Origin of the sequence: Polaromonas sp., from assembly GCF_035638815.1 — a bacterium.
In the GTDB taxonomy this organism is placed as follows: Bacteria; Pseudomonadota; Gammaproteobacteria; order Burkholderiales; family Burkholderiaceae_C; genus Polaromonas.
Genome location: NZ_DASQZG010000009.1, coordinates 172054 through 189324, shown reverse-complemented (window position 1 = coordinate 189324; position 17271 = coordinate 172054). Strand labels below are relative to the sequence as shown.

Annotated in this window: 15 protein-coding genes; 14 read left to right on the top strand and 1 reads right to left on the bottom strand. The window is 59.0% G+C overall.

What is annotated here, in order from left to right:
* The first annotated feature begins 65 nt into the window (after positions 1-65).
* The 3 genes from VE934_RS04825 (at position 66) to VE934_RS04815 (ending at position 6746) form a co-directional block, all read left to right on the top strand.
* On the top strand, positions 66-4361 hold the full coding sequence (locus VE934_RS04825; RefSeq protein ID WP_324884873.1) for a PAS domain S-box protein: 4296 nt from the start codon (positions 66-68) through the stop codon (positions 4359-4361).
* A gap of 136 nt (positions 4362-4497) precedes the next feature.
* Positions 4498-5139 carry a response regulator gene (locus VE934_RS04820; RefSeq protein WP_324884871.1) on the top strand — a complete coding sequence of 214 codons (642 nt, stop codon included), beginning with the start codon at positions 4498-4500 and terminating at the stop codon, positions 5137-5139.
* 59 nt (positions 5140-5198) lie between these two features.
* The gene (locus tag VE934_RS04815; protein ID WP_324884869.1) at positions 5199-6746 is read left to right on the top strand and encodes a sensor histidine kinase; all 1548 of its coding nucleotides are present in this window, start codon (positions 5199-5201) and stop codon (positions 6744-6746) included.
* Positions 6747-6869: 123 nt separating this feature from the next.
* Here VE934_RS04815 and VE934_RS04810 read toward each other — a convergent pair whose 3' ends face one another.
* Positions 6870-7937 carry an MBL fold metallo-hydrolase gene (locus tag VE934_RS04810; RefSeq protein ID WP_324884867.1) on the bottom strand — a complete coding sequence of 356 codons (1068 nt, stop codon included), beginning with the start codon at positions 7935-7937 and terminating at the stop codon, positions 6870-6872.
* Positions 7938-8038: 101 nt separating this feature from the next.
* On the opposite strand from VE934_RS04810, the gene VE934_RS04805 reads away from it, so the two are divergent.
* The 11 genes from VE934_RS04805 to VE934_RS04755 all read left to right on the top strand — a co-directional run bounded on the left by VE934_RS04805 (position 8039) and on the right by VE934_RS04755 (position 17227).
* On the top strand, positions 8039-8452 hold the full coding sequence (locus tag VE934_RS04805; RefSeq protein ID WP_324884865.1) for a MerR family DNA-binding transcriptional regulator: 414 nt from the start codon (positions 8039-8041) through the stop codon (positions 8450-8452).
* Positions 8453-8504: 52 nt separating this feature from the next.
* Positions 8505-8966 (top strand): PaaI family thioesterase, encoded by a 462-nt coding sequence (locus tag VE934_RS04800; RefSeq protein WP_324884863.1) that lies wholly within the window; start codon positions 8505-8507, stop codon positions 8964-8966.
* Positions 8967-8996: 30 nt separating this feature from the next.
* The gene (locus VE934_RS04795; protein ID WP_324884861.1) at positions 8997-10178 is read left to right on the top strand and encodes an isovaleryl-CoA dehydrogenase; all 1182 of its coding nucleotides are present in this window, start codon (positions 8997-8999) and stop codon (positions 10176-10178) included.
* Positions 10179-10201: 23 nt separating this feature from the next.
* Positions 10202-10864, top strand: coding sequence for a carbonate dehydratase (gene can / locus VE934_RS04790; RefSeq protein WP_324884859.1), 663 nt, complete (start codon positions 10202-10204; stop codon positions 10862-10864).
* 5 nt (positions 10865-10869) lie between these two features.
* Positions 10870-12693: a bifunctional isocitrate dehydrogenase kinase/phosphatase gene (gene aceK, locus VE934_RS04785; protein ID WP_324884858.1), complete on the top strand. Its 1824-nt coding sequence runs from the start codon at positions 10870-10872 to the stop codon at positions 12691-12693.
* The gene (locus VE934_RS04780; protein ID WP_324884856.1) at positions 12690-13172 is read left to right on the top strand and encodes a hypothetical protein; all 483 of its coding nucleotides are present in this window, start codon (positions 12690-12692) and stop codon (positions 13170-13172) included. Before aceK ends, VE934_RS04780 begins: the two co-directional genes overlap by 4 nt.
* Before the next feature lie 17 nt (positions 13173-13189).
* A complete protein-coding gene (locus tag VE934_RS04775; protein WP_324884854.1) occupies positions 13190-14383 on the top strand; it encodes an acetyl-CoA C-acyltransferase in 1194 nt (397 codons plus the stop codon).
* Positions 14384-14448: 65 nt separating this feature from the next.
* A complete protein-coding gene (locus VE934_RS04770; RefSeq protein WP_324884852.1) occupies positions 14449-15114 on the top strand; it encodes an SDR family oxidoreductase in 666 nt (221 codons plus the stop codon).
* A gap of 18 nt (positions 15115-15132) precedes the next feature.
* Positions 15133-16263, top strand: coding sequence for an acyl-CoA dehydrogenase family protein (locus VE934_RS04765; RefSeq protein ID WP_324884850.1), 1131 nt, complete (start codon positions 15133-15135; stop codon positions 16261-16263).
* Positions 16264-16415: 152 nt separating this feature from the next.
* Positions 16416-16829, top strand: a complete 414-nt coding sequence (locus VE934_RS04760; protein WP_324884848.1) for a rhodanese-like domain-containing protein — start codon at positions 16416-16418, stop codon at positions 16827-16829.
* The gene (locus tag VE934_RS04755) at positions 16829-17227 is read left to right on the top strand and encodes a YchJ family protein (protein ID WP_324884846.1); all 399 of its coding nucleotides are present in this window, start codon (positions 16829-16831) and stop codon (positions 17225-17227) included. Before VE934_RS04760 ends, VE934_RS04755 begins: the two co-directional genes overlap by 1 nt.
* The last annotated feature ends 44 nt before the right edge of the window (positions 17228-17271 follow it).

The following is a 17271-nucleotide window of genomic DNA, read 5'->3' as shown; positions in this document are numbered from 1 at the left end:
AGTTTGTGCTTCCCCCCTAGCGGGTACTGACTTACATTGGAGTCAGGGCAACAGCGGGAATAAGCATGAAGGTCAGGATCGGTTTACGCGCGCGACTCGTCATGGTTGTGATGCTGGCCATCTTGCCGTTGCTGGGCCTGTTTTTGCTGAAGGCATGGGTCATTGGTGACACAACCATCCAGCGCGTCACCGAAAACCTGCGCTTTTCCGCCGCGCTTGTTGCCGCCAACCATCAGCGAGTTGGCGAATCGGCCCATCAGATCCTAATCGCAGTTGCCAAAACCCCCGGCCTGATCTCTGGAAACCGCGACGATTGCGGCCGCTATCTGACGAGCCTGAATGAGCAACTGTCGATGTACACCAACCTGGGCATCATTGGCCCGGACGGGCACTTCATCTGTGATGGGGTAGGAAGCTCGAGCAGCATTTTTGTTGGAGACCTGGAGTTTTTCAAAAGCGCGGTGGCAAAGCGCAACCTTTCCTTTAGTGGGTACATGGTGGCGCGTGCGACCGGCAAGGCGGCCCTCAACATTGGCATGCCGATTGAAGAAAACGGTGCGGTCACTGCGGTAGCCGTTGCGAGTATTGATCTTGCAGAATTTTCCAGGTCCATGGCCAGTGTGCCGTTGCCCACCGGCAGCCGGTTTCTCATCACGGATCGCACGGGTATTGTGTTGGCCACCAGTCCGGACCCCTCGGCCGTGGTGGGGCAACCCGTAGGCATCCCCCTGCTGCAGGAAGCGATCACCTACATGCGCGCGGGTTCGGCAGAGGGTCAGGACGGCGAAGGAAAGTCCCGGCTTTATTCTTTTCTCCCCGTGAGACTTGGTCCCGATGCTCTGTTTTTCGTGGCAGTGAGCGCCGATCGCGACCTCGCCGTCGGGCCGGCGCGACATGAGCTATTTCTGGAATTGCTTGTCCTGGGACTCGTGGCTTTTCTCGGAAGCTGGCTGGCCTGGATGATGGGCAGCCGTGCCATCGTCGAGCCCACCAATGAAATTCTTGGCGCGAGCCGCAAAATCGAACAGGGCATTTTTGACGAACGAATTTCCGCATCACTGCTGGAAGGTGACGGTGAATTCTCGCAAATGGCCGGAGCCTTTAACCAGATGGCCGATTCGCTGCAAAAGCAGCGCGACGCGCTAAAGGCAGAACTGGCGCGCAGTGAGAACGCGCAGAAAAAACTGGAAGACGCCCAGCGCCTGGGGCGGATCGGCTATTGGCAACTCGACACGGAGACTTCGCAAAGTTGGTGGTCTGACGAGGTCTATGACGTGTTGGGCGTCGATCGCACTGGCTTTGATGGGACCATTCCAGGGCTTATCCGGCTGATTCATCCCGACGACCAGGAGCGCTTCAAGGCCGCACGCGCGGTGGCGGTGGAGGGTGGCTTGCCTTTTGATACCGAGGTGCGGGTCGTCACGGGAAAAGGAGAGGTTCGCTGGGTTCACTTTTTCGGTCGGGTGAATGACCAAGGTGATCACACCGGCAGTACACGGCGCTCGGGCGTGGTTCAGGAAATAACGCAGCGCAAGCGGGCAGAACAAACGGTTGCCCGCAACACCGAACTACTCAACCGGACGGGGGAAATGGCCAAGATCGGCGGCTGGGAGCTGTTACTGGACCGCATGGCGCTTGTCTGCTCCGACGAGGTTTACCGCATTCACGGCGTCGACTTCAGGGGGCGCTCCACGGCGCTTGAGCAGGCCATCGGTTTTTATGCTCCTGAGGCTCAGCCCATTGCGCGCGCAGCCATCATGGCCGGTATTGAGCACGGCCAGTCCTGGGATTTGGTCCTGCCCTTCGTGACCGCCAAAGGGCGACGCATCCAGGTGCGGCTGCAGGGTCAGGCCATTCAGGAAGATGGAAAAACCGTGAGACTGGTGGGCGTCTTTCAGGACGTTACCGAGCAGCATGCTGCCCAGGCGCATCTCAAACTGCTGGAGGCGGCTGTCTCGCGGCTTAACGACATCGTCCTCATCACTGAGGCCGAACCAATAGAGGAGCCCGGTCCCCGCATCGTTTTTGTCAATGATGCGTTTGAACGGCGCACCGGCTACAGCCGCGAGGAAGTAATTGGCAAGTCGCCGCGGTTGTTGCAGGGGCCTCTGACCCAGCGGTCCGAACTGGACCGCATCAGCGCTGCACTGCGCAAGTGGCAGCCTGTGCGGGCTGAGCTCATCAATTACACAAAGTCGGGGGATCCGTTCTGGCTGGAGCTTGATATCGTGCCGATTGCGGATGAAAAGGGCTGGTTCACACACATGGTTTCGGTCGAGCGTGACATCTCCCAGCGCAAACTTGCCGAGCAGGCGCTGGTTGACAGCGAGCAGCGTTATGCCGCGCTGTTTGCATCGGCACCCGTGCCAATGTGGATCGTTGATGACAAGACGCTCCGGTTTCTGGCGGTCAACGAAACAGCTCTCAGCAACTATGGCTATTCACGCGAAGAATTTTTGCAGATGAGCAGTTATGACATACGCCCCCCGGAGGAGCGGGAGCGCCTCAGGCAGAACGTGTCCAACCCGGTTGTGGGCGGGGCCAACCGGTGGATTCATCTTCGCAAGGACGGCGTTGAAATTCCCACCGAAGTTGTTGCCCGCATGATCACTTACATGGGAACTGTTGCCAGGTTTGTTGTGGCGATGGATATCACGCCGCAGATCAAGGCCGAGAAGGCCGCACAAGACTATCTGTTTACCTTGCAGCGCGCCGCAGACGCAACACAGGCGATCGCCGCGCATCAGACGCTGGAAGGAGCGATGCAGGAGGTCGCCGAGCAAGCCCGTGGTGTCATCGGTGCGCATCAGGCTGTCGTTAGTGTGAAGAGGGGTGCCGACTGGTCGCAGGCGCTTAATGTTCAGTCGCTGTCAGAAAAATACGCTGGTTTCCGGGGTCTTGTAAGCCAGTGGGATGGCAGCGGAATTTACTCTGTGGTGTGCGACGCCAACAGGCCTATGCGCCTGAGCGAGCAAGAGCTGCTTGCACACCCGCGCTGGAGCAGTCTGGCGAGCCCAAATGACAAACACCCGCCCATGCGCGGCTGGCTGGCCGTACCCCTGACCGGTCATAGCGGGGAAAACATTGGCTTGCTGCAATTGACGGACAAATACGAGGGTGACTTCAGCATCGAGGATCAGTACGTGACGGCCGAGCTGGCGCAGCTCGCCTCCATCGCCTTCGAAAATGCCAGTTTGTTCGAGCAGGTGCGCGAGCTCAATGCGGGTCTGGAAGAAAAAGTGGCCGAACGTACAGCCGCTTTGACGCGGCAAGAAGCCATGGCGCGGGCCCTCGCGGATCAGGCCCCACAAATCATCTGGCATGCGGACACTGCAGGCAGACTTACTTACGTTAACCAGCATTGGTACGACTTGATGGGCGGTACCCGTGATGATTGGCAGGGAAATAACTGGACGGCTGCGGTTCACCCTGACGATCTGCCCGATGTCATGACGAACTGGCAGGCTTCTGCCAAAAGCCTGGCCCCGTACGTGGGCATGCGCCGCTTCCTTACCAGAGACGGCACTTATCACACCATGTCCTACCGGGCCGCGCCGGTGCTGGGCGAAGATGGCAAGGCCATGTTCTGGGTGGGTATTGATGCGGACGTCAGCGAAATCAAGGCGATTGAGACAGCCTTGCGCATGTCCAATCAGGAGCTGGAAGCTTTTTCATATTCGGTATCGCACGATTTGCGCTCCCCCTTGAACACCGTCGATGGCTTCAGCCGGCTGCTTGCCAAGCAGCTTGACGCGTCGGGGCCGAACGACAAGGTGCGGCATTATTTGACCCGTATTCAGGCCGGCGTTGCGCAGATGGGGCGCCTGATTGAAGACTTGCTGTCGCTGGCGCAGGTCTCACGTATGCAGATGCGCCAGGAAACCGTTGACATCAGCTTTCTGGCGCGTGAGATTGTGGACGAATGCCGGGGCCGTGAGCCCGAACGGCAAGCTGACATTCACATCGATGACGGGTTGCTGGCCCTGGGAGATGGCCGGCTGATCCGCGTCGTCATGGAAAACCTGCTGGGCAATGCCTGGAAATTCACTTCCCAGAAAAGCCGCGCAGAAATTCGGGTGGGCTACAAGGCAGACAGCACGGGCACCTCGGCCTTTTATGTCCAGGACAACGGTGCCGGGTTCGATATGACCTACGCCGACAAATTGTTCAACACCTTTCAGCGGCTGCACGCGGTGACAGAGTTTCCGGGCACGGGAGTGGGTCTGGCGACGGTCAGCCGTGTGATTGGGCGGCACCGCGGCCAGGTTTGGGCAGAGGCTGAGCCGGGTAAAGGGGCTACGTTTTTCTTCACGCTGCCCGCTATCGTGAACGCCAGTGACATGCCAAAAGGCGGAAACTGAAATAACCGCAAATAGAAAGTGATAACCAGCTTATTTAATTGATTAAATCCATAAATTTGTTTATGGTTGGTGCTGCCCCTTTGTATTCGGTATTTGGTAATACCGCTTTAGTAGTACGTTTTTTTGGACACTTGTTATGTCACGCGAGCCCCAAACTTTTGAAAATGCCATCACGGCAAGCGATTTTTCGAGTGATGACTATTGCGGCACCACGTATGCAGCCAAGCTGCTGGGTTTGTCGGTAGCGACGGTCCAGTCGCTGGTTGAGAAGGGTGAGATCGAGGCGTGGAAGACTTTAGGCGGCCATCGCCGGCTGTCGTTGCGCGCCATCAACAGCTATCTGCAAAAAAACAGCCCTCAGCTGGGGCAGGTGGATTCCGACCCGCGCCATCGACTCAGCGTGCTGGTCGTTGAAGACGACGAGGCTGCGCGCGAACTGTATAGAGCCCAATTTGAAGAGTGGGACCTGGCCGTGGACTGCAGTTTCATGCCCTCGGCACTTGAAGCTCTGATGGACATTGCCAGTATGCAGCCCGAGCTTTTGATCACGGACCTGAACATGCCCGGTGTTGACGGCATGGAAATGCTGCGCGCCCTCAAGCGCAACCAGCAGCTGGCATCCATGCAGATCCTGGTGATCAGTGGCCTGCCCAAAGAGGCGGTCAAGGAAAGAGGCGGGCTCCCACCCAACTCCCATTACCTTGAAAAACCCATCAACTTTGACTGGTTGCACGGTTACATCACGGCCTTGCTGGTTGCCAACCGCAAGTGGCGCTAGCGCCGTTGTCAGCGCGGTGCTGACCTTCAAACTGCAAACCTCTTCCGGGCCCGGGCAAATTGAAGACTCTCAAAGCCTGGTTGACCGCGCGATTCAAAAACCGCAGGCGATCCCTCGCACTGGCATCTGATTACCTCGCCGGGCAAGCGCTGAGCAGTCCCGAGGTTTTTCAGGCGGGTCTGGAACTGGCAACCCAGGGCATCGTCCTGCTGGACGAGAACGGTGCCATCACCGTCATCAACAGACATGCCCGCGAGCTGCTTCACTCTTCGCTGGAGAATCTGACCGGAGCCGATTTTTGGGAAGTCATCCCGGAAGAGCTGGTCGAAGAGCATCGCAGCCAGGCAGAGCTGGACCTGCAGAACGGCGGCACCTACACATTTGTCGGGCACCACGCCTTTGAAAACCAGTGGGTGGAGTACACGCTTCGCCGGCACACCACCGGCACAGTTATCAACCTGCGTGACCTTAGTGATGCACGCCGCACCGCATTGCTGCTTGAAGACAGCGAGTATGCCAACGAGAGCCTGTTCGACTCCAATCCCCTGGGGATGTGGCTGCTCGACCCATACTCAAAGCGGCTTATCGCGGGAAACAAGGCAGCCTCGGCTCTTTACGGCATGGATCAGGACCAGATGGAAAACCTGGCGCTGGAAGAACTTTTTTTTGACGGAGAGGGCGAGGCCCTGTTGAGCTCACTTCCGCAAGTTGCCTTTCAGCAGGAGATGCGGCTTTGCACGCAGAAGAAGAGCGATGGAGAGCGGGTGCTGGTCGAGCTGGCGTGCAGCAGCGTGCAGTGGCTTGATCGGCCTGCTGTGCTGGTGAACGTGGTGGACGTGGGCGCGAGGCACATCGCCGATGGTCAGCTCAGGCGGCTGAATGAAGAGCTGGAGCGGCGCGTCGAGCAATTTGCCGGCGAAGTACAGCGTACTCAGCGCGAGCTGGAGGACTTTACCTTTGCCATGTCCAACGATCTCAAAGCGCCATTGCATGTGGTCAACGGCTTTGCCAAGACGCTTGCTGAGAAGTACTCGTCCGCGCTTGACGAACAGGGGAAACATTACCTGGGGCGTATCCGGGTCAGCACCCAGCAGCTGGCAAAACTGATTGATGACTTGCGTACCCTGACGCACCTTTCGCGGCAGGGCATGAATCCGGAGCCGGTCGATATGGTGCCGGTTTGCCAGCGTTTGATCGCCGGCCTGCGCAAGCGCGAGCCCCACCGCAAGGTCGTGCTGGAGATTGCACCTGCCCTGGCATTGGTGGGTGACAAAGCCCAGCTGATAACAGCCTTGTCATGCCTGATCGACAACGCCTGGAAGTTCACGTCCAAAAAAGATGAAGGCTGGATCAAGGTGGGCTTAATGGCCGGCGAGCAGCCGGATCTCACGGTGTTGTTTGTCTCGGATAACGGCGTCGGGTTTGACGCCGCTTACGCAGGCAAGCTATTTACCGCTTTTCAGCGGCTGCATTCGTCAGCCGACTTCCCGGGTGGTGGGCTGGGGCTTGCCATTGTCAAGCGTGTGGCTGAGCAGCATGGCGGGGAAGTTTGGGGCACGACCGCCGACAACGCCGGGGCGAGTTTTTTCATGTCGATTCCGCAGTAGTGGATAGAGACGGTTGACAGAGAGATGCTATGTATTCAATAGCAAACTATTTCCGTCGCTAAAGGGCAAAACGAAAATTCCATTGCCATCGCCAAGTGAGAAACCCCTAGCAAGGCATTTTCTTCATGCCACTTGAAAACGGTAAATGCCGTCCCCGCCTAGCACGCGCCTTAGCTTTCCCTCAAACCACAAGGTGTGCAGATGCGCCACCGCTTCTCCCATGGCAAAAGTGGTTTGATGAAGATCGAGCGGACGCTTGAACATCACCGGCAAAATATCTGCCCCGCTGCAGGGGCTGGCCTGACAGGCCTGCATGACCTCGGCCAAGCGGTCGCGGTGGTGCTCCTGCAACTGGGCGATGCGCGTGTGTAAGCCTTTGAAGGGCTTGCCGTGTGAGGGAAGGGTCAGGGTGTCCGCGTGCAGGTCGCTGAATTTATCAATGGACTGCAAAAACAGCGTCAGCGGATTGGACTCGGGCTCAATGTCGTACACGCTGACATTGGTGGAGATGCGGGGCAGCACCATGTCGCCAGAAATTAGCACCTTTAGTTCTGCGCAGGACAGTGCCATGTGCTCCGGCGCGTGACCGTAGCCACTGATGCAGCGCCAGTCGCGCCCACCAATCGCGATGATCTGTCCGTCCATCATGCGGCAATAACGGCTGGGCACGGCTGGCACCATGCTCGGGTAGTAGTTCGCGCGCGCCCTGATTTGTTCGAGTGAATCTGCATCCAGCAGCCCATGCGCTGCAAAAAAACTCGCGGCACTGTCCCCGCCAAAACCCGTGTTGCTCAGGATGGCAATGCGGGCGACGTTGTAGTCAGTGGCGCTGATCCACAGGGGCGCGTTCCACCGCTCGCACAACCATTGCGCCAGGCCCAGGTGGTCGGGGTGCATGTGTGTGGCGATAACCCGCAGGATTGGCAAGCCTTCCAGCTCGTTTGCAAAAATCTGCTCCCACTGCGCCCTGGACTCATCCTTGCTGATGCAGCAGTCCACCACTGTCCATCCCTGTACTTTGCCGGTGGGACCGTCCAGCTCATCGCGCAGCAGCCACAGGTTGATATGGTCCAGCACGAAGGGAAGACGCATGCGCAACCATTTGACGCCCGGCGCTATTTCGATGGAGCCGCCAGAGGGTGGCAAAACATCGCCAAGGGGGTAGTGCAGCTGGGCTTCCTGGGCATTCATCTTGTAAGATCACCGGTAATTGACGTTTACGTCAACGTAACTATAAGCGTTCGATTACACCTGAGTTATTCCTAAGGGCCCTGTCCCCAGGGTTGCACACCATGGCAAGCACCACGCATTCCATCAGCGATCTGGCCAAAGAGTTTGACCTCACCACGCGCGCCATCCGGTTTTACGAAGACATGGGGCTGCTGCAGCCCAAGCGTGAGGGGCCCGGTGGGCGCAACCGGGTCTACACCGCGCGCGACCGCACGCGGCTCAAGCTGACCCTGCGCGCCAAGCGCCTGGGCCTCAGCCTGACAGAGGCCAAAGAGTTGATCGACATGTACGACTCACCACGCGACACGGTTCCCCAGCTGAAAAAATTCCTGGTGATCCTGGCCGAGCACCGCGCGGAGCTCGACGCACAAATGGCGGACCTGAAAACGACGCTGGACGAAGTGAGAACCCACGAGAAAGAAACCCGTGCGCTGCTTGCCAAACACACCAAGCCAAGCGGGAAAACGGCAAAATGAGCCATAATTGACGTTTACGTAAACGTCAATCAAATTTTCCAAAACTCGGCCCATGGATACACCCCAGTTTGAACCCAAGGACGCTGCTTACGCCGCCCGCGTAGAGGCCAGCTTTGCGCTTCAGGGTGCAATGGCAACTTTGGGTGCGTCGCTTGCGAAAATCGAGCCGGGCAGGGTGGTCATTGAGCTGAATTGGGCCGCCAGCCTGACGCAGCAGCACGGCTTTTTGCACGCCGGCATAGTGGCGACGGCGCTGGATTCGGCTTGCGGGTACGCCGGTTTTACCTTGATGCCTGCAGACGCGGGCATCCTGACCATCGAATACAAAATCAACCTGTTGGCCCCGGCCAAAGGGCAGCGCTTTCGCATGGTGGGGCAAGTGATCAAACCGGGGCGCACGGTGACAGTGACCGAAGGGCGTGCTTATGCCATTGATGAGAGCCGTGAAAAACTCATCGCCACCATGAGCGCAACGCTCATGACCATCGTCGGCCGTGCCGACGTAAAAAATTGAACTGAAAAAATCAGAAACAAGGAGACACCCATGAACAATCTGCCCGGACTCAACTTTCAGCTCGGCGAAGACATAGACGCCCTGCGCGATGCGGTGCGCGAATTTTCCCAGGCCGAGATTGCACCTCGCGCCGCCGAGATAGACCGCAACGATCAGTTCCCCATGGACTTGTGGGAAAAGATGGGCAACCTCGGCGTACTTGGCATCACCGTCAGCGAAGAGTACGGCGGCGCCAACATGGGTTACTTGGCGCACATGATCGCCATGGAAGAAATCAGTCGAGCCAGCGCCTCGGTGGGCTTGTCTTATGGCGCGCACAGCAACCTGTGTGTGAATCAGATCAAGCGCAACGGCAGCGAAGAGCAGCGCAAAAAATACCTGCCAAAACTCATCAGCGGCGAGCATGTGGGCGCGCTGGCCATGAGCGAGCCCGGCGCGGGCAGCGATGTCATCAGCATGAAACTCAAGGCCGAAGACAAGGGCGGTTTCTACGTGCTCAACGGCAGCAAGATGTGGATTACCAACGGCCCCGACGCTGACACCCTGGTGGTCTACGCCAAGACCGAGCCCGAGCTGGGCGCGCGGGGCGTCACCGCTTTCCTGATCGAAAAAGGCATGAAAGGGTTCTCAGTTGCGCAAAAGCTCGACAAGCTGGGCATGCGCGGCTCACACACTGGCGAGCTGGTGTTCAACAACGTGGAAGTGCCCGCGCAAAACGTGTTGGGCAACCTGAACGGTGGCGCCAAAGTGCTGATGAGCGGCCTCGACTACGAGCGCGCGGTGCTCACCGGCGGGCCGCTGGGCATCATGCAGTCTGTCATGGACAACGTCATCCCCTACATCCACGACCGCAAGCAGTTTGGCCAGAGCATTGGCGAGTTCCAGCTGATCCAGGGCAAGGTTGCTGACATGTACACCGTGCTGCAGGCCGGGCGTTCTTTTGCCTACACCGTGGCCAAAAACCTGGACATGCTGGGCACAGACCATGTGCGCCAGGTCCGCAAGGACTGCGCGTCGGTCATCTTGTGGTGCGCCGAAAAAGCCACGTGGATGGCGGGCGAGGGCGTGCAGATTTTTGGTGGTAACGGTTACATCAACGAATATCCGTTGGGCCGGCTGTGGCGCGACGCCAAGCTGTATGAAATTGGCGCAGGCACCAGCGAGATCCGCCGCATGCTGATCGGGCGCGAGCTGTTTGCCGAGACCATGTAAAGCGCTCAGGCCACAATAGCGTCATGACTTCATCCATCAACGACCTTTTCTCCCACAACCGCGCCTGGGCCGGGCAAATGGAGCGCGAGCGCCCCGGTTTTTTTACCAGCCTGGTCAAACAGCAAAAACCCAAATACATGTGGATCGGCTGCTCTGACAGCCGGGTGCCGGCCAACCAGATCACCGGGCTGGAGCCCGGTGAGGTGTTTGTCCACCGTAACGTAGCCAACATCGTGGTGCACTCTGACCTCAATGCGCTGTCGGCGATTCAGTTTGCGGTGGAAATGCTCAAGGTGGAACACATCATGGTGGTCGGCCACTATGGCTGCGGCGGCGTGAAGGCTGCGCTGGATGGTGCGCGCATTGGCCTTGCCGACAACTGGATACGCCATATCCAGGACGTGCGGCATCGCCACCGGCAACTGCTGGACAGTTTGTCCGAAGATGTGAGGGCTGACGCCTTGTGCGACCTCAATGTGATTGAGCAGGTGGTCAATGTTTGCGTGAGCACCGTCATGGTGGATGCCTGGGCCAAAGGCCAGCAGGTGAGCATCCATGGCTGGGCTTTTGGTGTACACGACGGTTTGCTGCAGGATCTGAAAATGACCATCGCCAACCCCGCGGAGCTTGACGGCTTCTACCGCGCCGCTGTTGAGCGCGTGTGGGATTCACGACGCGCGTCCTGACCGCCATGTTTCCCCAGCGCCTCGACTCCGTCCTCGCCTACGACATCGCCAAAGCGATGATGGATGGGTTCAACCGCCACTACCAGCTGTTTCGTACAGAATCCCAACGCGCCAAGCACCGTTTTGAGACGGCAGACTGGCATGGCCAGCAGCGGGCCCAGCGCGAGCGGATTGAGTTTTACGACCTGCGCGTGCGCGAAGCGTCCATGCGGCTGGAGCGCGAGTTCAAGGCCGGGGACCAGCCCATGGACGTGTGGCAGCAGATCAAGCTGCATTACATCGGTCTGCTGGTCAACCACCATCAGCCCGAGCTGGCCGAGACTTTTTTCAACTCGGTCACCACCAAAATCCTGCACCGCAGCTATTTCCAGAACGATTTCATTTTTGTGCGGCCCGCGGTCAGCACCGAGTACATCGAAAACGACGAACCCGCCGCCCAGCCGACCTACCGCGCCTATTACCCGCAGCGTGAAACCCTGCAAGAGCACATGGTTAGCATGGTGCAGGACTTCGATCTTCGCCTCGAATTTGAAGACCTGCCGCGCGATGCGGCCTATGTGGTCGAGGAAATGACGACCCGCCTGGGCGACGTCAAGCTGCGCGCCAACTTTCAAATCCAGGTGCTGTCCAGCCTGTTCTTTCGCAACAAAGGCGCCTATATCGTTGGCAAGCTGATCAACGGCTTCAGTGAATTGCCCTTTGCACTGCCCCTGCTGCACGGCAAGTCCGGCAAGCTGGTGATCGATGCCATGCTGATCGGCGAAGACGACCTGCTCATCCTCTTCAGTTTTGCGCGTGCCTACTTCATGGTTGAGATGGGCATTCCATCGGCCTATGTGCAGTTTCTGCGCAGCATGATGCCGCGCATGCCACGCGCCGAGATTTACAACGCGCTGGGCCTGGCCAAGCAGGGAAAGACGCTTTTTTATCGCGACTTTCTGTACCACCTGCGCCACTCCACCGACAAGTTTCGCATTGCGCCCGGCATCAAGGGCATGGTCATGCTGGTGTTTGACCTGCCGTCCTTTCCGTATGTGTTCAAGGTCATCAAGGACTACTACCCGCCGCAAAAAGACACCACGCGCGAGCAGATCAAGGGCAAGTACCTGCTGGTGAAGCAGCATGACCGTGTGGGCCGCATGGCCGATACGCAGGAGTACAGCGAAGTCGCCTTTCCGCGCGTACGTTTTGATGACGAGCTGATTGCCGAGATTGAAAAGTTTGCACCCAGCCAGCTCGAGATAAGCGACCGCGATGCTGATGGAAATGTCGAAGTCATCATCAAACACGTGTATATCGAGCGGCGCATGATTCCGCTCAATATCTATTTGCAGGAGGCCTTTGACACCGGTGTCGAGGAGCCCTTTGCCAAAGGGCAGATTGAGCGCGCCGTTGTTGAGTACGGCAACGCCATCAAGGATCTGGTTGCAGCCAATATTTTCCCGGGGGACATGCTCTGGAAAAACTTTGGCATCACGCGGCACGGCAAGGTTGTGTTTTACGACTACGACGAGATTGAATACATCACCGACTGCAACTTCCGCAAAGTCCCTGCGCCGCGCAACGAAGAAGAAGAAATGAGCGGCGAAGTCTGGTACACCGTTGGACCCAAGGATGTTTTTCCCGAAACATTTGGCCCGTTCTTGCTGGGCAACGACGCGGTGCGCGAAGTTTTCATGAAGCACCACGCCGATTTGCTTGATGCGGCCTTCTGGCAAAGCCACAAAGAGCGCATAGCCGCAGGCCATGTGCACGACGTGTTTCCCTACGAGCGGGAGCGGCGCTTTGTACGCAAGTACGCGCCTGAGAAAACCGCGAGCCAGTCATGAGAGACGCGTGGGAATACGCCAGCTTTGTGGTGACCGCGCTGGCCCTGCCATTTGCCATTTTTTTCTTTGCGATGGAGCAGCGCAAGGAGCGCGACAACGAAGACGAAGAGGCCTACCAGTTGCTGTCAGACGCCTACAACGACTTCCTGAAAGTCGTCCTGGCCAATCCCGACCTGCACCTTCGCACCTTGGGTGCGCTGGAAAACCCGACAGCTGAACAGACCGAGCGGACCATGATCATTTACGAAATGCTGGTCTCCCTGTTTGAGCGCGCCTATATCGTGGCGTGGAAGGAAAGCATGTCGGAAGTGGAAGCCCGGCGCTGGAACAGCTGGGACGACTACATCCGCGACTGGTGCCGTCGCGAGAATTTCTTCAACGCCTTGCCGCTGCTGTTGCGTGGTGAAGACCCGGCGTTCCAGAAATACATACTGCGCGTCGCTGAGGAAGAGCGCGGCGCAATCATTCAATCTGTTTGATCACTTAGGAGAAAACCATGTCTTCATCTACCCCCGACTCCGTTGTCATTCTTGGCGCCGCCCGCACCCCCATGGGCGGTTTTCAGGGCGACTTTTCCAGCCTGGCCGCGCACGATCTGGGCGGTGCGGCCATCAAAGCCGCCATTGAGCGTTCAGGTATCGCGCCTGAAAAAGTGGACGAAGTCCTTTTTGGTAACTGCCTGATGGCCGGGCAGGGCCAGGCGCCCGCACGCCAGGCCGGCTTCAAGGGTGGCCTGCCCGCGAGCACTGGTGCAGTCACCTTGTCCAAGATGTGCGGTTCCGGCATGGAAGCCACCATGCTTGCGCACGACCAGCTTGTGGCGGGCAGCCGCGATGTGATGGTGACCGGCGGCATGGAGAGCATGACCAACGCACCGCACCTGATGCTCAAGGGCCGCAGTGGTGTGCGCATCGGCCATGACCGCATCTATGACCACATGATGCTTGACGGTCTGGAAGACGCGTACGAACCCGGCCGCGCCATGGGCACCTTTGGCGAGCAGTGCGCTGACAAATACAAATTCACCCGCGAGGCGCAAGACGCCTTTGCCACCACCAGCGTCAACCGCGCCAAGGCGGCTACCGAGTCAGGTGCATTCAAGGCCGAGATCACGCCTGTCACCGTCAAGGGCCGCAGCGGCGACACCGTGATCTCCATCGACGAAGGCCCCGGCAAGGTCAAGCTCGACAAGATCCCTACGCTCAAGCCAGCGTTCAAGAAAGAAGGCACCATCACCGCCGCTTCCAGTTCGTCCATCAACGACGGCGCTGCCGCGCTGGTGCTCGCGCGCGAGTCGACCGCCAAGGAACTGGGCGCCAAGCCGATTGCCCGCATCGTCGGTCACGCCACCTTTGCGCAAGAGCCCGAGTGGTTTACCACCGCACCGGTGGGCGCTGTCAACAAGCTGCTCAAGAAAATTGGCTGGAGCGTGAAAGACGTGGACCTGTGGGAAGTCAATGAAGCCTTCGCCGTGGTGCCCATGGCCGCGATGAAGGAGCTTGGCATCAGCCACGACATCGTCAACGTCAACGGCGGCGCATGCGCTCTCGGCCACCCCATCGGTGCCAGCGGCGCACGCATCATCGTCACGCTGATTCACGCGCTGCAGGCGCGGGGCTTGAAGAAGGGCGTTGCCACCCTGTGTATTGGCGGCGGTGAAGGTACGGCGCTGGCACTGGAGTTGCTATAAATACAGTAGCTGCTTGCGACCGTCGGATAAGGGCTGGAGGTCAATTTGATGCATAGACGTACGGCATGAGCACGGTCCTCGTCATCGGCGCATCGCGCGGCATCGGCCTGGAGTTTGTGCGCCAGTATCGCGCGGACGGCGCGCGCGTGATCGCCAGTGCGCGTAACGCGGCGGGCCTGGCGCGCCTGACGGCACTGGGCGCCCAAGCCCTCAAGCTTGATGTGGCCGACCCGGCGAGTGTCAGCGGCCTGGCCTGGCAACTCGATGGCGAAAAGATCGACGTCGCGCTGTATGTCGCCGGAATTTTGGCGGGTGGCAATGCGGGTGACCCGCCTCCCGAAGCGGAGTTTGACCTGGTGATGCGCACCAACGTGCTGGCGCCCATGCGCGTTCTGCCGCAACTCGTCGAGGTTCTGGCGCCTGACGCCCGCCTGGTGGTCTTGTCATCCCGCATGGGTTCTATCGGGCTGCGTACCAATGGCGACAGCTGGCTGTACCGCGCGTCCAAATCCGCCGTCAACTCGGTGGTTAAAGACATATCGTTTGGCGTGCAGGGCAAAGCCATTTGCGTTGCGATGCACCCCGGCTGGGTCAAGACCGATATGGGTGGGGCGGGCGCGGATCTCGATGTCACGCAAAGCGTTGCTGATATGCGCACCACCGTGGCCAGCCTGCGTGCGGACCACAATGGCACTTTCATCAACCACGACGGCCAGGCCTTGGCCTGGTAGGTATGAGCAGGCCCTAACATGTTGCTGACACAAGACCAGGAAATGATCCGCGACGCGGTGCGGGATTTTTCGCAGGCCGAGCTTTGGCCTCACGCAGCCAGGTGGGACAAGGAGCACCACTTTCCGGTGGAGGCACACAAAGGCCTGGCAGCGCTCGGTGCTTACGGCATCTGTGTGCCTGAAGAGTTTGGCGGCGCCAATCTGGACTACCTGACGCTGGCGCTGGTGCTGGAAGAAATTGCCGCTGGCGACGGCGGCACCAGCACTGCCATCAGCGTGACCAATTGCCCGGTCAACGCCATCCTGATGCGTTATGGAAACGCGGCCCAAAAGAAGCAGTGGCTCACGCCCCTTGCACAGGGCGAGATGCTGGGTGTGTTCTGTCTGACCGAGCCTCATGTCGGCAGCGACGCATCAGGTCTGCGCACCACCGCGGTGAAGGAGGGCGACAGCTATGTGATCGACGGCGTCAAACAGTTCATCACCAGCGGCAAAAACGGCCATGCGGCAGTGGTCATTGCCATGACGGACAAGGGCGCCGGCAAAAAGGGTATGAGCGCCTTCATGGTGCCCACTGACGCGCCCGGCTATGTGGTGGCGCGACTTGAAGACAAACTGGGCCAGCACAGCAGCGACACCGCGCAGATCAATTTTGACAACTGCCGCATCCCGGTCGAGAACCTCATTGGCGCAGAAGGTGAGGGCTACCGCATCGCCCTGGGTGCGCTGGAGGGCGGCCGTATTGGCATTGCCGCGCAGAGCGTGGGCATGGCTCGCAGCGCGTTTGAGTTTGCACTCAGCTATTCCAAAGAACGCCAAAGTTTTGGCACGGCCATCTTCAACCATCAGGCGGTGGGTTTCCGTCTGGCCGACTGTGCCACCAAAATTGAAGCCGCACGCCAGTTGATCTGGCACGCAGCCAGCCTGCGCGACGCGGGATTGCCGTGTTTGAAAGAGGCCGCCATGGCCAAGCTTTTTGCCAGCGAGATGGCCGAAGAAGTCTGCAGCGCTGCCATCCAGACGCTGGGTGGTTATGGGTATGTGAATGACTTTCCGGTGGAGCGCATCTACCGGGACGTGCGGGTGTGCCAGATTTATGAGGGCACGAGCGACGTGCAGAAGATCATCATTCAAAGAGCATTGGCTTAATAGGCTGTCATCCCCGGCTTGACCGGGGATCCATGCATGCATACCGGCGGCAGTGGAGCTTGCCGCATGGATCCCGGGTCACGCCCGGGATGACTTTCCACTTACAGAAGCAGCCTAAACTGGGCTGGCCCATCCATCAGCAGGAGAAAACCATGCCCATCACCAAAGGATTCCGCGCTCTCGTCGATGAGGCCATGGCGCAGGTCACGACGTACAGCGTTGACGAAGTGAAGGCCAGGCTCAATGACCCCAAGGTGCAGCTTGTCGACATCCGTGACGTGCGCGAGCTCAGTGCTGGCACGGTGGTTGGCAGCTACCACGCGCCGCGCGGCATGCTGGAGTTTTGGGTGGATCCGGCCTCGCCGTATCACAAGCCGCTGTTTGCAGACGAGGGCAAAGAGTTCATCCTGTTTTGCGGTGCTGGCTGGCGCAGCGCCCTTGCCGCCAAAACCCTGCAGGACATGGGCATGCGCAATGTGGCGCACATCGATGGTGGTTATGCCGAATGGCAAAAGCAGAATGCGCCGACTGAAACACTGGAAGAGCGCAAGGCCAGGAAAAGCTGATGCTGCCGTGCCCCTGTGGCCGTATCGGCACGTCAAAAAAGGCGCTTGAGCTGGCCAGTTGCTGCGGCCCCTTCATCAACGACTTTGCACTGACACCTGCACCCGATGCCCATGCGCTGATGCGCTCGCGTTACACGGCGTTTGTGATGGAGCGGGCAGACTATCTGCTGGCCACCTGGCATACCAGCCAGCGGCCGCCGAGCATTGCGTTTGAGCCCGGTGTGAAATGGCTGGGTCTTGAAGTGCGGCAGCATCGCCAGCTGGACAACACCCATTCAGAAGTTGAGTTTGTCGCCCGGCAGAAGTTGCCAGGTAAACCGGCGCTGCGTTTGCACGAACTCAGCCGTTTTGTGAATGAGCAAGGCCGTTGGTACTACGTGGACGGCGACGCGCGATAGCGCGGGCGGATGGTCAATCGATCTCTAACCAGGCATCAGCCGCA

Excerpts from the sequence above, each read along its gene's own strand:
- VE934_RS04800 (WP_324884863.1), top strand. The coding sequence starts at position 8,505 with ATGGATACACCCCAGTTTGAACCCAAGGACGCTGCTTACGCCGCCCGC.
- VE934_RS04775 (WP_324884854.1), top strand. The coding sequence starts at position 13,190 with ATGTCTTCATCTACCCCCGACTCCGTTGTCATTCTTGGCGCCGCCCGC.
- VE934_RS04805 (WP_324884865.1), top strand. The coding sequence starts at position 8,039 with ATGGCAAGCACCACGCATTCCATCAGCGATCTGGCCAAAGAGTTTGAC.
- VE934_RS04810 (WP_324884867.1), bottom strand. The coding sequence starts at position 7,937 with ATGAATGCCCAGGAAGCCCAGCTGCACTACCCCCTTGGCGATGTTTTG.
- VE934_RS04780 (WP_324884856.1), top strand. The coding sequence starts at position 12,690 with ATGAGAGACGCGTGGGAATACGCCAGCTTTGTGGTGACCGCGCTGGCC.
- VE934_RS04770 (WP_324884852.1), top strand. The coding sequence starts at position 14,449 with ATGAGCACGGTCCTCGTCATCGGCGCATCGCGCGGCATCGGCCTGGAG.
- VE934_RS04795 (WP_324884861.1), top strand. The coding sequence starts at position 8,997 with ATGAACAATCTGCCCGGACTCAACTTTCAGCTCGGCGAAGACATAGAC.
- VE934_RS04760 (WP_324884848.1), top strand. The coding sequence starts at position 16,416 with ATGCCCATCACCAAAGGATTCCGCGCTCTCGTCGATGAGGCCATGGCG.
- VE934_RS04820 (WP_324884871.1), top strand. The coding sequence starts at position 4,498 with ATGTCACGCGAGCCCCAAACTTTTGAAAATGCCATCACGGCAAGCGAT.
- VE934_RS04755 (WP_324884846.1), top strand. The coding sequence starts at position 16,829 with ATGCTGCCGTGCCCCTGTGGCCGTATCGGCACGTCAAAAAAGGCGCTT.
- VE934_RS04825 (WP_324884873.1), top strand. The coding sequence starts at position 66 with ATGAAGGTCAGGATCGGTTTACGCGCGCGACTCGTCATGGTTGTGATG.
- can (WP_324884859.1), top strand. The coding sequence starts at position 10,202 with ATGACTTCATCCATCAACGACCTTTTCTCCCACAACCGCGCCTGGGCC.
- aceK (WP_324884858.1), top strand. The coding sequence starts at position 10,870 with ATGTTTCCCCAGCGCCTCGACTCCGTCCTCGCCTACGACATCGCCAAA.
- VE934_RS04765 (WP_324884850.1), top strand. The coding sequence starts at position 15,133 with ATGTTGCTGACACAAGACCAGGAAATGATCCGCGACGCGGTGCGGGAT.